The organism is Agrobacterium sp. D14 (assembly GCF_001526505.1).
GTDB classification, from domain to species: Bacteria; Pseudomonadota; Alphaproteobacteria; order Rhizobiales; family Rhizobiaceae; genus Agrobacterium; species Agrobacterium leguminum.
Window position 1 is genome coordinate 39,087 of record NZ_ASXX01000013.1, and the last position, 14,025, is coordinate 53,111.

Genomic DNA, 14,025 nt, shown 5'->3' on the forward strand with positions numbered 1-14,025 from the left:
ATCATGACCATGATCCAGAATATCTCGCCCATCGACGGCTCGGTTTACGCCGAGCGGGAGGCGATGTCGCTGGAGGCGGCGCGGGCCGCCGTTTCGAAAGCGCGCAAGGCGCAAAAGGACTGGGCGCGGCGTCCGCTTGAGGACCGCGTTCAGCTGGTTCTGAAGGGCGTCGCCCGCCTCAACGAAATGGTGGCGGAGGTGGTGCCGGAACTGGCGCATATGATGGGCCGGCCGGTGCGTTATGGCGGCGAGTTCAAGGGTTTCAACGAGCGCTCCAACTATGTCGCTTCCATCGCCGCCGATGCGCTGGCGCCGCTCGTCATCGAGGAAAGCGGCAATTTCGAACGCCGCATCGAGCGCGAGGCGCATGGTGTGGTCTTCGTCATTGCTCCCTGGAACTATCCTTACATGACGGCGATCAACACCGTCGCACCCGCCTTGATGGCCGGCAACACGGTCGTCATCAAACATGCGGCGCAGACGCTGCTGGTGGGCGAGCGCATGGTGCGGGCTTTCGTCGAGGCCGGTGTGCCTGAAGACGTTTTCATCAATGTTTTCCTCGACCACGGCACGACCTCGGCGCTGATTTCCGAGGGCCTGTTCAACTTCGTCAATTTCACCGGTTCGGTGGAAGGCGGTCGCGCCATCGAGCGCGCCGCGGCCGGCACCTTCACCGGTCTCGGGCTTGAACTCGGCGGCAAGGACCCCGGCTACGTGATGGAGGACGCCGATCTCGACGCCGCTGTCGATACGCTGATGGATGGCGCCACCTATAATTCCGGGCAATGCTGCTGCGGTATCGAGCGCATCTACGTCAATGAAAACCTGTATGACGCGTTTGTCGAGAAGTCCGTGGCGTGGGTGTCCAACTACAAGCTCGGCAATCCGCTGGTTGAGGAAACCACGCTTGGGCCGATGGCCAACAAGCGTTTCGCCAAGGTGGTGCGCGCGCAGGTTGCCGATGCTGTCGCCAAGGGCGCCAAGGCGCTGGTCGATCCGAAGCTTTTCCCCGCCGATGACGGTGAGAGCGCTTATGTCGCGCCGCAAGTGCTCGTCAATGTCGATCATTCGATGGAGTTCATGACCGAAGAAACCTTCGGCCCGGCCGTCGGCATCATGAAAGTGAAGAATGACGACGAAGCCATCGCGCTGATGAATGACAGCAAATACGGGCTGACCGCCTCGCTGTGGACGCAGGATGCCGCCCGCGCCGGGCGCATCGGCCGCGAAATCGAAACCGGCACCGTGTTCATGAACCGCGCGGATTATCTCGATCCCGCCCTTTGCTGGACCGGCGTGAAGGAAACCGGCCGTGGCGGCTCGCTCTCCGTCCTCGGTTTCCAGAACCTGACCCGCCCGAAATCCTACCATCTGAAGAAAGTCACGAAATGAATATCGTCGCCAACTGGAGCTATCCCACCGCCGTCAAGCTTGGCCGTGGCCGGATCAAGGAACTGGCGGAAGCCTGCAAGACGCTCGGCATCAGGAAACCGCTGCTCGTGACGGATCGCGGCCTTGCCAATATGGCGATCACCGCGCATGCGCTCGATGTGCTGGAAGAGGCGGGTCTCGGCCGGGCGATCTTCGCCGAGGTCGATCCGAACCCCAATGAAATCAACATGGAAGCCGGCGTGAAAGCCTATCGCGATGGCGGCCATGACGGTGTCGTCGCTTTCGGCGGCGGTTCTGGCCTCGATCTCGGCAAGACCATCGCCTTCATGGCCGGGCAGACACGCCCGGTCTGGGATTTCGAGGATATCGGTGACTGGTGGACACGGGCGGATGCTTCGAAGATCGCGCCCGTCGTCGCCGTGCCGACGACGGCCGGTACCGGCTCCGAAGTCGGCCGCGCCAGCGTCATCACCAATTCGCAAACCCATGTGAAGAAGATCATCTTCCATCCGAAGCTTTTGCCCGGTGTCGTCATCTGCGATCCGGAACTGACGGTCGGCATGCCGAAGGTCATCACGGCGGGCACGGGCATGGATGCCTTCGCCCATTGCCTCGAGGCCTATTCGTCGCCCTTCTATCATCCGATGAGCGCCGGCGTGGCGCTGGAGGGCCTGCGGCTCGTCAAGGAATTCCTGCCCCGCGCCTATAAGGATGGCACGGATATCGAGGCGCGCACCAATATGATGGCGGCGGCGGCGATGGGGGCGGTGGCCTTCCAGAAGGGTCTCGGCGCCATTCACTCGCTCTCGCACCCGATTGGCGCGGTCTACAACACCCATCACGGTATGACCAATGCCGTCGTCATGCCGGCGGTGCTGCGCTTCAACCGCCCCGCCATCGAAGACAAGATTGCCCGCGCGGCCGCCTATCTCGGCATTTCCGGCGGCTTCGACGGTTTCTACGATTATGTGCTGGAGCTTCGCAGGGAACTCGGCGTGCCGGAAAACCTGACCGCCATGGGCATCAAGCCTGATCGTATCGACGAACTGGCGGCGGAGGCGATCAAGGATCCGAGCTGCGGTGGTAATCCGGTGCCGATGACGCTGGAGAATACGAAGAAGTTGTTCGAGGACTGCTTCTGATGAGCTTTGCCATTCGCTAGGTTTATAAGAGACCGAGCGGGTGCGGTTTTCGCCTTCTCCCCGAGGGGGAGAAGGTCGCGGCAGCGGGATGAGGGGGCAAGGCCAGCGATAGATCGAGAGCTGGCCCCCTCATCCGACCCTTCGGGCCACCTTCTCCCCCGGCGGGGAGAAGAAACCGTGCCGCAATGTCGTGCCCTTCATGGGGACAGCGCTAAGATACGACCTGTAATTCATGAAGCCTGCGATGATCCAGTCGCGGGCTTTTTGTTGTACCTAAAAAGATCTTAGTCTTTTCTTAACCATGTTCGTTAAGGTTATGGAAAGCACCATGATCGGCTCGGTGCGTGAATGAGCATGAAATGGCTCTGATCAATCGGGGATATCATGCCTGTCATTACTTTTGCCAACACCAAGGGTGGCGCCGGAAAAACCACTGCCGTGCTGCTTCTGGCAACCGAGCTCGCCCGCAGCGGCCACCGCGTGACGGTTCTGGATGCCGATCCGCAATTGTGGATTTCCCGCTGGTACGACTTGTCCGGCGAGATCGAAAATCTCTCGGTGATTTCGCATGTGACGATGGCTTCGCTTGAAGGCCATATTCGCGAGAATAAAACCAATACCGACTGTTTCATCATCGACCTGCCCGGCGCGAAAAGCCCGCTTCTGACCATGGCGCTCGGCATTTCCGATCATGTGCTGATCCCGGTGCAGGGCTCAGCCATGGATGCGCGCGGCGCTGCCGAGGTTCTGGACCACATCGAATTCTTGAACCGCAAGATGGGCAAGGCTATCGCCCATTCGATCGTACTGACACGGGTCAACGCCATGGTGGCGACGCGCTCGCTGCTGCTGGTCAAAATGCTGCTGGCGGAAAAGAACGTCTCGGTGCTCAATACGCCGATTGTCGAGAGAGCGGCCTATCGCGATATTTTCGACTATGGCGGCACGCTTCTCTGTCTCGACAAGGACAAGGTCAGCAATATCGACAAGGCGGTGGAGAACGCGAAAGCCTTCGCCACCGAAGTCGTCGGCCTATTGCCGAAACGTCTTTTGCGGCTCGGAACGCAACCCGCGCGTCTTTTCACCCGCAAGGCTGCCTGAGAGCCGGAGCTGCTGCCAGAGCAGGAACCGGCTCCGTCCGCGCGCTCGTTAAGGCGCATAGCCGCGCAGCCTGTTGTAACGTGCGACCTGCTCCTTGGTCAGCAGCTTTACCGTTTCGAGATGAGCGGCAAGGTGGATGTATCTCAGTCTGGCGCGGCTTTCTTCAATACGGTCGAGTTGCGCTCGCAATTGATCCGCATCGATTGAGCCATTACGGAAGCCTGCATCCAGTGCCGCTTCGCCGGCGATCATTTTCCTGCCTTCTGTCGCGGCATCTTTCCGCATGGTTTGAAACAGCTGTTGGACGGCGGCGGCCTGCTCGGTCGTCAGCGCCAGTTCGGTCGCCATCTTGCTGACATGTGAAGGACCCGGCATACCGTTGAGATCGGCGGCTTTCGCAAAGCCCCATCCGCCTCCCTGTTCCAGTTCGGCAATATCTTCAGCCGACAGGCTCTTGATGGTTCGGCTCTGCTGGCCCGCATAGGGCGATTGGTGGAGATGCTGCTCTTCCCCGGCGGCTGAGAGGGGGAGAAGAGCGGTGAGGAAGACAAGAACCGTGGTTTTCATGGGGCTACTCGGATTGTTGCGATCCCCTGAGCTTGTCAGCCGACCCGTTTGCCGGACATGATAGAAATCATGTCGAGTTCGATTTTTGACCAGCTTCGCCCGAAGGCGTCCGTGTCCAGATCCTTTGAAAAAGGCGAATACCTTTTTCATCAAGGCGATTCCATTCACGTGCTGGCGCTGGTGGTCGAGGGTTATGTCCATCTGATGCGGTTTCAGGAGGATGGGCATAGTGCCGTGTTGCAACGGGCGGGGCCGATGACGGTTCTTGCCGAAGCCTCGGTGTTTTCGGAGAAATATCACTGCGACGCCATTGCCATGACGGCCGGACGTGCCTTGTTCGTACCTATCGGCACGCTGCGGCAATTGCTGGAACGCGAACCCGCATTCGCACTCGAATGGATAAATCATATCTCCGGCGAGCTAAAAAAGGTCAGGACGCGGGCGGAAATATTGGCGCTGCGCTCGGTTGGCGCGCGGCTCGATGCCTGGATCACTGTCAATGAAGGTCTGCTTCCGCCCAAGGGGCAATGGAAGAGCCTCGCTGCTGAAATAGGCGTTTCTCCCGAGGCGTTGTATCGGGAAATAGCCAGGCGCCCGGCTTCATCGCGCTAGTTCGCACAGAGGATAAAATTATTCGCTTGATTTGGAAATGATCGTTTCCTATATTCCGGCCATGAGCAATATCAACCAGACCCATTCACCGGAACAGCGCCATCGCGGCAGGCCGCGCGAGTTTGACGTCGACCGTGCGCTCGATGGGGCGATCCGCGTTTTTTCGCGACGCGGTTATCACGCCACCTCCGTCGGTGATCTCACCGATGCGATGGAACTGGCGCAGGGCAGTCTTTATAAGGCCTTCAAGGACAAGAAAGCCATCTTCATCGCCACGATGGAACGCTACAGGATCGTGCAGACCGAGCGTTTCGAGGCGGCGGTGGCTGGTTTCGATACCGGTTATGAGCGCGTTAGGGCAGGCCTGATGTTCTATGCGGAACGGTCGCATGGCGGTGTCGGTTCCGATGGATGTCTGGTGGTTGGGGCTGCTGCCGATCTGGCGGCTCTGGATGACGATATTGCAATCGTGGTCGAGCGGGCGGTGAAGGCGAGGGAGCGAATTGTCGCCCGCCTCGTTGCCGAAGGGCAGAAGGATGGTTCCGTGCGTTCGAAGGCCGATCCTGACGATCTCGCCCGGGCGATGCTGTGCATGATGTACGGCATGCGCGTGGTGGGAAAGACGGGGCGCAGCCTTAAAGACATGGTGGCCGTGGTGGATATCGCCATGAAGCTTGCCGAGTGATTTTGTGACTATTTAGGAAACGTTTGTTTCCATATTGGAGAAAATGATGACGACGCGTGTAATTGAAGGGGATGATGTCGAGGCAACATCCATTTCCCCGGCCTTGACGTTCCTCTTGGCGACAGCCTGCGGACTGATTGCCGCCAATCTTTATTATGGCCAGCCGCTGGCCGGCATCATCGGGGCGGAACTCGGTCTTTCTGCGGGCGCGACTGGGCTGATCGTGACCCTGACCCAGATCGGTTACGGTATCGGTCTGCTGTTTGTCGTGCCGCTCGGCGATCTCATTGAAAACCGCAAGCTGGTGGTCAGCGCTGTCGCGATGGCGGTGCTTTCCCTTGTGGCGGCGGCATTCGCGCCGCATGCGGCCCCGTTTCTTATTGCGGCCTTTCTGGTCGGCGTCAGTTCCGTGGCGGTGCAGGTCATCGTTCCCTATGCCGCCCACATGGCGCCGCACGCCATTCGCGGGCGGGTGGTCGGCAATGTCATGAGCGGGCTGATGGCCGGCATCATGCTGGCGCGGCCGGTTTCCAGCCTTTTGTCGGAAGTGGTCTCCTGGCGCGGTGTGTTTCTGACCTCGGCGGCCGTCATGGCACTTCTTGCCGTGGTGCTTTTCCGGCTTCTGCCCGCCCGTATGCCCGATGCGCGGCTGAGCTACGGCGCATTGATGGCCTCGATGGGCCGGCTGGCGCTGCACACGCCGATCCTGCGGCGGCGGGCGATCTATCACGCCTTCCTGTTTGCGGCCTTCAGCCTGTTCTGGACCACGACGCCGCTTTATCTGAGCGGACCGCATTTCAATCTGAGCCAGGGTGAGATCGCGCTTTTCGCACTGGCCGGTGCGGCGGGCACCGTGGCTGCGCCGATTGCCGGGCGGATGGCTGATCGCGGCTGGACGCGTGCGGCCACCTTCTTTGCCCTGGTGGCGGTGGCGCTCTCTTTCGCCGTCACGCATTTTGCGCCCGAAGGCTCGCATCTGGCGCTCGCCATTCTGGTCGTGGCAGCCATCGTTCTTGATTTCGGCGTCACCACCAATCTGGTGCTTGGCCAGCGTGCCATCTTCACGCTTGGAGCGGAATTCCGCAGCCGCCTGAACGGTATCTATATGGCGACATTCTTCATGGGAGGCGCAATCGGTTCCGCCGTCGGCGGCTGGGCCTATGCCGTCGGCGAATGGCAAGCCGCCTCGTGGATCGGCTTCGCCTTGCCAGTGGCAGCCCTGTTTTATTTCCTCACGGAGAAACGCGACTGAAACGCCTCTAAATGATGAAAAGCCCGGCGGACCAAACCGCCGGGCTTTTTCTTTTTCTTTCGGTCGATCCTATTCCGCGAATTCGACCACCACGCCGGGGCGGACCATTTTCGCCAGTTCGGTCGCATCCCAGTTGGTCAGGCGGATACAGCCGTGGCTGTTGGTCTTGCCGATCTTCGAGGGTTCCGGCGTGCCGTGAATGCCGTAGGTCGGCTTCGACAGGGCAATCCAGACCGTACCGACCGGGCCGTTCGGACCCGGCGGAATCTGCAGGATCTTGTCGTTCTGGCCCTGCTTGAAGTTGATCTTCGGATTATAGGTGTAGCCGGGATTGAGCGCGATACGCTCTACCGTGTGCGTGCCGCTCGGCGAGGGCGTGTCCGTGGAGCCGATAGTGGCGGGATAGGCGGCGATCAGATTGCCGTCCTGACCGTAAGCGAAGACCTGCTTGATGCCCTTATGCGCGACGATGCGGGCAACCTGTCCCTTTTTCGTCTCGCCCGGATTGACGACCTTGATGATGGTGCCGGGAACGGAAAAATCGATGCCGGGGTTCAGTTCCTTCAGATAGTTCTCATCCATGTGGAAGCGTTCGGCGAGCGCTTCCGAAGTCGAGGTGAAGGAGAGGGCAGGCAGCTGCGATTTTTCGGCATAGTCGTCCGGGATGGAGGCGACATAGGGGCCGGCGGCGTCGGCGGCGGTGATGGTGTAGTCGACAATAGGCATACCGCCGGAAGCGCGCAGACGCTCCAGAATGTCATCGGAATTGTTGGGGTCGAGCTTCTCGCCGGTCATGTCCTGCCAGGCGGCAATCGCCTTGTTGACGTTGTCGCCCATCTTGCCGTCGATAACGCCGGGCGAAATGCCTTCACGGTCGAGGAATGTCTGGAGCGCAACGATTTCCTGGCGCGAGCGATTGACCGGCGTTGTTACCGGCGTATGGCGCTCGATCAGGTGGTCTGGCTGCGGAACGGCGGCCGTGGTGCTTTCGCCCGGCATCGGCTGGCCGAGCGGGCCGCTTTCCACCGCACCGGGTGCGGGAACGGAGCCGGTATAGAAATTCTCGTCGGAACCGTCGCCGCGATATTCGCGGTAATCGCGCACGCTGCCATTGTCCTGATAGCCGTAGTCGCGTTGCGGTTCACGATACTGGCCGCCGGGGGCGGGCGGATAATAGGTGGTGTCGCGCTGGCGTGCCTGCTGCCGCTGCTGGTAGCCGGAGGGCATTTCGGTGGCGAGGAGATTGCCGTACTGGTCGTAAAACACCGTGCGTCCCATGGAATCGCGGCTGATGACGATATCGCCGCGCTCCGGCACGAAGTCGAGCACGCGACCGTCCGGGGTCACCAGCATCGTCTGCTGATCGCCATAACGCTGCTGCGCGCCAGCCTGTAGCGGGGCGATAGCTGCCGCCAGCGCGACTGTCAGACCCAGAGCTGCGTTAAGAAACTGTTTCACGATTCTGCTATCCCTTGCTTGTTCACCGATAAACACACCGCAATCTTGACCCTATTGTGAAAAAGGTGAATTCGCGGTTAATGCAATCTTAATTTCCGTCACGGTTAGTAGCGTTTCCGTGAAGCATGCGTTTTTAGGGTCACAGGGAGGTTATCTTGCGTTCGTTTCAGGCTGGCAGATCGCCACGCATTTTCCTCGATGAAACCTCCGTTTTCGATATCGGCTCCTGTGTCGTCGATGGTGTCGACATCGCGCCCGGCCGCGCCATTCCCGACGATGGCGATGCACGCATCGACCACTCGTTGGAAGGTTTTCTGTTCACCTGCGGCCCTGACCATATTCGCCATCCCGAACCGATCGATGGCGACGGTGAGGGGCGTCGATATCCGCTGCATGGATCCTTTTCCTCCCATCCCGCGACGGTCATCGCGTTCGATGTTCATGAGTCCAATGCATTGGCGCGCGTCGAGGTTCCCGTGAAGCTTGCCGATGGCGGCACAGCCCTTCTGGAGCGGACATGGCGTATCGACGGGGAAAGCGGCGAAGTCAGCCTTGATGATAAGATCGTCAACACCTCGGCGCGGCCGGTCCCGGTGTTTCTGATGTATCATATGAATGTCGGCGCGCGCCTCTTCGACGATGCCGTGCGGCTTGAAGGCGCGATGTTGGAAGGCGGCGGCCACGGCTGGCGTTTCGGCGAAGAGCCGGGCAATGTTTTCTGCGTTCCCGCCGGTGATGACGAGTGGGCGTCGCTCGCGCTCGGACCGATTGCGGCCATTGGCGGGAAGACGCTGACCGTGCGTTTTCGTACGGAAACGCTGCCCTATCTGCAGATGTGGCGCAACCAGCAGGCGCCGGCCAATGTGCTCGGCATCGAGCCGGTTTCGCATCGCTGGGTCGGGCGGAGCGAGCTTGAAGCGGCCGGTGAGTTCAATATTCTCCAGCCGGGCGAAAGCCGTTCCTTCGGCCTGCGCTTTTCCATCCTCTGAACTGTAGCGAATGACAGTGCGCCATCATTGACGCACGGGGTTTGACCGCTTACATCGGATGCGGATTTCAAGGGTGACAGCCAGCGGCGCGGACGCCGGTTTCAGCGGAGGCATGACATGGATATCAGGCGCATAGACGACGAATATTCGGTAACGGGACAGATCAGCGTCGCCGATCTCGACGAGATCAAGGCGCTCGGCTTCAAGTCGATCGTCTGCCACCGCCCTGACGGCGAAGAAGACGGCCAGCCGCTTTTCGCCGATATTGCCGAGCGTGCCGAACAGCTTGGCCTCACCATCATGCATGTGCCGGTTGGCCGTTACGGTGTCGATGCCGATGCCGTTACCGGTATGGTGGATGCACTGGACGAATTGCAGCGCCCGATGCTCGGCTATTGCCGTTCCGGCGCGCGCTCGACGGCAATCTACGAAAAGACCCATCACCTGCGCGGCTGATTTTCCGCGCATCATTCTATTTTAAATGCCAATCAACAGGAGTTTTCCATGACCATCAAGCGTATCGAGCCGGGCAAGCGCATGAGCGGCGCCGTCGTTCACGGCAACACCGTTTATCTGGCCGGCCAGGTTGGCGAAGGCACGAGCGTTACGGAACAGAGCAAGTCTGCTCTCGCTGAAGTCGACCGCCTGCTGGCCGCTGCCGGTTCGGACAAGTCGAAGATCCTGCAGACGATCATCTATCTCTCCGACATGTCCACCTTCGGCGAAATGAATGCCGTCTGGGAAGGCTGGATCGACCCGGCAAACCCGCCGGCCCGCGCCACCAGCGGTGCACCATTGGCAACGCCGGATTACAAGGTTGAGTTCATCGTGACCGCTGCTCTCTGAGCATACGTCTGAGTTTCTAAGAAAAGGCCGGGTCGCGGAAAGCGGCCCGGCCTTTTTTGATGGATGGGGCCAAAACCCTCCCCGTCATGCCGGGCTTGACCCGGCATCCAGCCACGGCGCGTCTGCGCCGTGAAGAGAGTCTTTCGCGATCAAGGACTTGATCGCGCTGGACCCCGGATCTAGTCCGGGGTGACGGCGCGGCGTGGCGACATGGCCACAAAATGCCAAGTAGGAGCAATTTTCATGTTTTTTGAATCGCTTGCGCCCGTCACCTCACCGGCTAAGCAAGCGCCTTCTCAAACTGCTTCAACGTCGTCACTCGCTCCGCAAACCACAGCCGGGCCAGATCGCTGGCTGAGGCGAGATCGGTACCATCAGGGTCGATGGAGGTGATCGTCCAGCGGCCAGTCTTTGCGCCGGCCAGAACGGCAAGCCGGGACGCTTCGCCCTTGATGGCGTTGAGGCGGATGGCTTCGCTTTCCGCCGCCGCCATCAGTTCTTCTGCGCCTGACAGATCGGTGCGCAGATCGGCCGGGGTGATGTTGCTGGCATTGCGGGCCGGGCCGCCATTGATCTGCACACCTTCCGTCCGCAGCCGATAAAGCCGCGTGTCGGGAAGGGAGAGATAAAGCTTCGCTTTGGGGTAGCGGGCAATGTAGCGCGCGATGGCGAGCGGCACTTCATCCGGGCCGATTTGTTCCGCCTTGCCCACCAGTGTCAGGCGCGGCAGCGTCAGCGCATCGCCCTTGCCGAAGGGGGCGAGCGTCAGCGAGATGCGCGCGTCCGCCTCCATGTTGCGGGCATGCAGCGTCAGCCCCGCCGCGAAGAAGAACGGCGTGCCATCCGGTTCGATGCCGATATTGGTGGCGGTCGTATAGGGATAGCCGCTGACGGGATCGAGGGTAGCAAGCGCTGCCGTGCGGGAAGTGTGCAGCACATCGCGGGCCACGCGCACGGCCTCGAAAGGCGCGCCGGCCGAGGGTTCGATTTTCGCGCCGCGCGGGGTGATGACGGGAGGGGCTGCATCCGGCATGTCGTTTCCTAAGCTGTGTGTTTCAGTCAGGATTTACACCATGCCGGAGCCGTGTCCATGCGTAATATCAGCTTCCGGTCCTGATCTGCGTCAGGGTACGCGTCGGCGTGATGGCTTCGGCATCCAGCTTCACCTCGATGATGGCCGGCTTGCCGCTGGCCCGTGCCCGTTCGAAGGCGGCGGCGAAGTCTTGCGTTCTTTCCACCGTTTCGCCGTGGCCGCCATAGGCTTTGGCAAAGGCGTTGAAATCCGGATTGACAAGATCGGTGCCGCTGACACGGCCGGGATATTCCCGCTCCTGATGCATGCGGATCGTGCCGTAGGTGCCGTTATTGACCAGTACCGTGATGATCGGCAGGCCGTAACGTACGGCGGTGATGAATTCCTGTCCGTGCATCATGAAACAGCCGTCCCCGGCAAAGCAGATCACCTCGCGTTCCGGGAACAGATGCTTCGCGGCAACCGCCGCCGGCAGCCCGTAACCCATCGAGCCTGATGTCGGGGCCGATTGCGTGTTGAAGCGACGGAAACGGTGGAAGCGATGGACCCAGGTGGCATAGTTGCCCGCGCCATTGGTGAAGATCGCATCCTCGGGCACGTTGGCCTCGATCCAGTCCATGATCGGACCCATCTGCACAGCGCCGGGGCCGGTCTTCGGCGGGGTGGACCAGGTGAGATAGGCCGCATGCATGGCGGCGGTCCGATCCGCCCATACATTTGCGGAAAGCGTAAGCGAGGAGAGGGCGGCAACGAAGTCATCCGGTGCGGCGCATATCGCCAGATCCGGCCGATAGACGCGGCCAAGCTCTTCGGCTTCCGGATAGATATGGACGAGTTTCTGCGACGGGTAGGGGATGTCGAGCAGCGTGTAGCCGGAAGACGGCATTTCGGAGAGGCGGCCGCCGAGCAGCACCACGAGATCGGCCTCCTTGATCTCCTTGGCCAGCGCCGGATTGATGCCGATGCCGACATCGCCCGCATAGGAGGGGCTCAGATGATCGAACAGCATCTGGCGGCGGAAGGAACAGCCGACGGGCAGCTTGTTGTTTTCCGCAAAAGCCTTGAAGCCCGCGACGCTTTCCTCGGACCAGCGCGTGCCGCCGATGATGAAGACCGGGCGCTTAGCCTCATCAAGCATTTTTGCGAAGGCGGCCATCTGTGACGGACCGGGATGCGCCTCGACAGGGGTATAGGGCTTTGCCTTGGGTGCTTCGACCTCTTCCACCAGCATGTCTTCGGGCAGCGTCAACACCACCGGGCCGGGGCGGCCGGAGGTGGCGACGGCGAAGGCGCGGGTGACGAATTCGGGAATGCGGCGGGCATCGTCGATCTCTCCCACCCATTTGGCGAATTCGGTGAAGGCGCGGCGATATTCCACTTCCTGAAAGGCCTCGCGCTCGCGGGCCTCGCGCTGCACCTGGCCGATGAAGAGGATCATCGGAATGGAATCCTGCCGCGCAATGTGCAGGCCCGCCGAGGCGTTGGTTGCGCCCGGTCCGCGGGTCACCATGCAGATGCCGGGTTCGCCGGTCAGCCGGCCCCAGGTGTCGGCCATCATGGCGGCGCCGCCTTCCTGGCGGCAGACCACGGTTTCGATGCCGCTTTCATAAAGCGCATCCAGCACGGCGAGATAGCTTTCGCCCGGAACGCAGGAAACGCGGGAGACGCCATTGGCCTTCAGCGCTTCGACGATCAACTGTCCGCCTGTTCTCTTCATGGCGTCGTGGTCCTTTCGATGTTTTCCAGTTCGGCCAGCACCTGCGCGTGATGTTCACCGAGCTTGGGGCTCGGGCGTTCATAACGCAGCGGCGTTTGCGACATGATAATGGGTGTGCGGACACCGGGGATGACGGTGCCGTCTTCCGCTTCCAGATCGACGCGAAGGCCGCGGGCCTTCACCTGCGGGTCGGCGAACATTTCCTCGATGGAATTGATCGGCCCGGCGGGGACGGCGTTCTTTTCGCAGGCGGTCAGAAGATCGCACTTCTGCCATTTCAGCGTTTCGGTGGAAACGATCTGCCGGACTTCCGCTTTGTGGGCCACGCGGGCCTTGTTCGTCGCGTAACGTTCGTCATCGGCAATCGCGCCGATGCCTAGAATGGCGCAGAGGCGGCGGAACTGGCCGTCATTGCCGACCGCGAGGATCAGGAAACCGTCGGCAGTCGGAACCACCTCATAGGGGGAAATATTCGGATGGGCGTTGCCGAGCCGAACGGGAGGCTTGCCGGAAATCAGGTAATTCATGTTCTGGTTGGCGAGCACTGCCGATTGCACATCGAGAAGCGCCATGTCGATATGCTGGCCCTCGCCGGTGCGGATGGCGTGGATCAGGGCCGCCTGAATGGCTGACACGGAATAGATGCCGGTGAAAATATCGGCAACCGCCACGCCCGCCTTCATCGGCTGGCCATCCGCTTCGCCTGTTATCGACATGAAGCCGGACATGCCCTGCACGATGTAGTCGTATCCGGCGAGATCGGCATAAGGCCCGGTCTGGCCGAAGCCGGTGATGGAGCAATAGATCAGCTTCGGATTGAGCACTTTCAGGCTCTCGTAATCGAGGCCATATTTGGCAAGCCCGCCGCGCTTGAAATTTTCGATGACGACATCGGCGGTGCGCACCAGCCGGCGCACCAGCTCGCAGCCCTCGGGCGTCTTCAGATCGGCGACGATGGAGCGCTTGCCGCGATTGGTGGCGTGATAATAGGCGGCGGAGAGGTTTTCTCCATCATCGCTTTCGACGAAGGGCGGTCCCCATGCGCGGGTATCGTCGCCGCCCTCGGGGTTTTCGACCTTGATGACGTCGGCACCCATATCGGCCAGCATCTGCCCTGCCCAGGGACCGGCCAGAACACGCGCCAGCTCGATGACGCGAATGCCTGATAGCGGCGGTTTCCTGTTCGGCATGTCGGTCATCGGTCCCCCGGTATTTTGTGTCTGCCGGTTTA

14 protein-coding genes are annotated in these 14,025 nt (G+C 60.9%); 9 read left to right on the plus strand and 5 right to left on the minus strand.

Going from position 1 to position 14,025, the window contains the following annotated elements; genetic code table 11:
• The first annotated feature begins 3 nt into the window (after positions 1–3).
• From L901_RS11100 to L901_RS11110, 3 genes are all read left to right on the plus strand, one after another.
• The gene (locus tag L901_RS11100; RefSeq protein WP_059756584.1) at positions 4–1,392 is read left to right on the plus strand and encodes an aldehyde dehydrogenase family protein; all 1,389 of its coding nucleotides are present in this window, start codon (positions 4–6) and stop codon (positions 1,390–1,392) included.
• Positions 1,389–2,534 carry an iron-containing alcohol dehydrogenase gene (locus L901_RS11105; protein WP_059756585.1) on the plus strand — a complete coding sequence of 382 codons (1,146 nt, stop codon included), beginning with the start codon at positions 1,389–1,391 and terminating at the stop codon, positions 2,532–2,534. Before L901_RS11100 ends, L901_RS11105 begins: the two co-directional genes overlap by 4 nt.
• Positions 2,535–2,918: 384 nt before the next feature.
• Positions 2,919–3,635, plus strand: coding sequence for a ParA family protein (locus L901_RS11110; protein WP_059756589.1), 717 nt, complete (start codon positions 2,919–2,921; stop codon positions 3,633–3,635).
• Positions 3,636–3,683: 48 nt separating this feature from the next.
• Here the strand turns inward: L901_RS11110 and L901_RS11115 are convergent, their stop codons facing one another.
• Positions 3,684–4,202, minus strand: a complete 519-nt coding sequence (locus L901_RS11115; protein ID WP_059756593.1) for a Spy/CpxP family protein refolding chaperone — start codon at positions 4,200–4,202, stop codon at positions 3,684–3,686.
• A 57-nt stretch (positions 4,203–4,259) separates the two neighbouring features.
• Here L901_RS11115 and L901_RS11120 point away from each other — a divergent pair, with 57 nt between their 5' ends.
• From L901_RS11120 to L901_RS11130, 3 genes are read left to right on the plus strand one after another with little or no spacing between them, the layout of a single operon-like run.
• Complete coding sequence (locus tag L901_RS11120) at positions 4,260–4,814, plus strand: Crp/Fnr family transcriptional regulator (RefSeq protein ID WP_003522802.1); 555 nt, start codon at positions 4,260–4,262, stop codon at positions 4,812–4,814.
• A gap of 37 nt (positions 4,815–4,851) precedes the next feature.
• The gene (locus L901_RS11125; RefSeq protein ID WP_059756595.1) at positions 4,852–5,499 is read left to right on the plus strand and encodes a TetR/AcrR family transcriptional regulator; all 648 of its coding nucleotides are present in this window, start codon (positions 4,852–4,854) and stop codon (positions 5,497–5,499) included.
• Between the two features lie 46 nt (positions 5,500–5,545).
• Entirely contained in the window at positions 5,546–6,751 is a 1,206-nt protein-coding gene (locus L901_RS11130) for an MFS transporter (protein ID WP_059756598.1), read from the plus strand.
• 69 nt (positions 6,752–6,820) lie between these two features.
• Here the strand turns inward: L901_RS11130 and L901_RS11135 are convergent, their stop codons facing one another.
• Positions 6,821–8,209 carry a L,D-transpeptidase gene (locus L901_RS11135; protein WP_059756602.1) on the minus strand — a complete coding sequence of 463 codons (1,389 nt, stop codon included), beginning with the start codon at positions 8,207–8,209 and terminating at the stop codon, positions 6,821–6,823.
• Positions 8,210–8,364: 155 nt separating this feature from the next.
• Between L901_RS11135 and L901_RS11140 the strand changes: the two genes are divergently transcribed.
• The 3 genes from L901_RS11140 to L901_RS11150 all read left to right on the plus strand — a co-directional run bounded on the left by L901_RS11140 (position 8,365) and on the right by L901_RS11150 (position 10,044).
• On the plus strand, positions 8,365–9,198 hold the full coding sequence (locus L901_RS11140) for an aldose 1-epimerase family protein (RefSeq protein ID WP_059756604.1): 834 nt from the start codon (positions 8,365–8,367) through the stop codon (positions 9,196–9,198).
• Positions 9,199–9,315: 117 nt separating this feature from the next.
• A complete protein-coding gene (locus L901_RS11145) occupies positions 9,316–9,654 on the plus strand; it encodes a TIGR01244 family sulfur transferase (RefSeq protein WP_003494827.1) in 339 nt (112 codons plus the stop codon).
• Between the two features lie 48 nt (positions 9,655–9,702).
• Complete coding sequence (locus L901_RS11150) at positions 9,703–10,044, plus strand: RidA family protein (RefSeq protein WP_003494829.1); 342 nt, start codon at positions 9,703–9,705, stop codon at positions 10,042–10,044.
• A gap of 280 nt (positions 10,045–10,324) precedes the next feature.
• Here the strand turns inward: L901_RS11150 and L901_RS11155 are convergent, their stop codons facing one another.
• From L901_RS11155 to L901_RS11165, 3 genes are all read right to left on the minus strand, one after another.
• Positions 10,325–11,077 carry a HugZ family protein gene (locus L901_RS11155; RefSeq protein WP_059756607.1) on the minus strand — a complete coding sequence of 251 codons (753 nt, stop codon included), beginning with the start codon at positions 11,075–11,077 and terminating at the stop codon, positions 10,325–10,327.
• A 67-nt stretch (positions 11,078–11,144) separates the two neighbouring features.
• A complete protein-coding gene (locus L901_RS11160; protein WP_059756610.1) occupies positions 11,145–12,794 on the minus strand; it encodes a thiamine pyrophosphate-binding protein in 1,650 nt (549 codons plus the stop codon).
• On the minus strand, positions 12,791–13,993 hold the full coding sequence (locus L901_RS11165; RefSeq protein WP_059756613.1) for a CaiB/BaiF CoA-transferase family protein: 1,203 nt from the start codon (positions 13,991–13,993) through the stop codon (positions 12,791–12,793). Before L901_RS11165 ends, L901_RS11160 begins: the two co-directional genes overlap by 4 nt.
• Between the last annotated feature and the right edge of the window lie 32 nt (positions 13,994–14,025).

Excerpts from the sequence above, each read along its gene's own strand:
- L901_RS11100 (WP_059756584.1), top strand. The coding sequence starts at position 4 with ATGACCATGATCCAGAATATCTCGCCCATCGACGGCTCGGTTTACGCC.
- L901_RS11105 (WP_059756585.1), top strand. The coding sequence starts at position 1,389 with ATGAATATCGTCGCCAACTGGAGCTATCCCACCGCCGTCAAGCTTGGC.
- L901_RS11110 (WP_059756589.1), top strand. The coding sequence starts at position 2,919 with ATGCCTGTCATTACTTTTGCCAACACCAAGGGTGGCGCCGGAAAAACC.
- L901_RS11115 (WP_059756593.1), bottom strand. The coding sequence starts at position 4,202 with ATGAAAACCACGGTTCTTGTCTTCCTCACCGCTCTTCTCCCCCTCTCA.
- L901_RS11120 (WP_003522802.1), top strand. The coding sequence starts at position 4,260 with ATGATAGAAATCATGTCGAGTTCGATTTTTGACCAGCTTCGCCCGAAG.
- L901_RS11125 (WP_059756595.1), top strand. The coding sequence starts at position 4,852 with ATGATCGTTTCCTATATTCCGGCCATGAGCAATATCAACCAGACCCAT.
- L901_RS11130 (WP_059756598.1), top strand. The coding sequence starts at position 5,546 with ATGACGACGCGTGTAATTGAAGGGGATGATGTCGAGGCAACATCCATT.
- L901_RS11145 (WP_003494827.1), top strand. The coding sequence starts at position 9,316 with ATGGATATCAGGCGCATAGACGACGAATATTCGGTAACGGGACAGATC.
- L901_RS11150 (WP_003494829.1), top strand. The coding sequence starts at position 9,703 with ATGACCATCAAGCGTATCGAGCCGGGCAAGCGCATGAGCGGCGCCGTC.
- L901_RS11155 (WP_059756607.1), bottom strand. The coding sequence starts at position 11,077 with ATGCCGGATGCAGCCCCTCCCGTCATCACCCCGCGCGGCGCGAAAATC.
- L901_RS11160 (WP_059756610.1), bottom strand. The coding sequence starts at position 12,794 with ATGAAGAGAACAGGCGGACAGTTGATCGTCGAAGCGCTGAAGGCCAAT.
- L901_RS11165 (WP_059756613.1), bottom strand. The coding sequence starts at position 13,993 with ATGACCGACATGCCGAACAGGAAACCGCCGCTATCAGGCATTCGCGTC.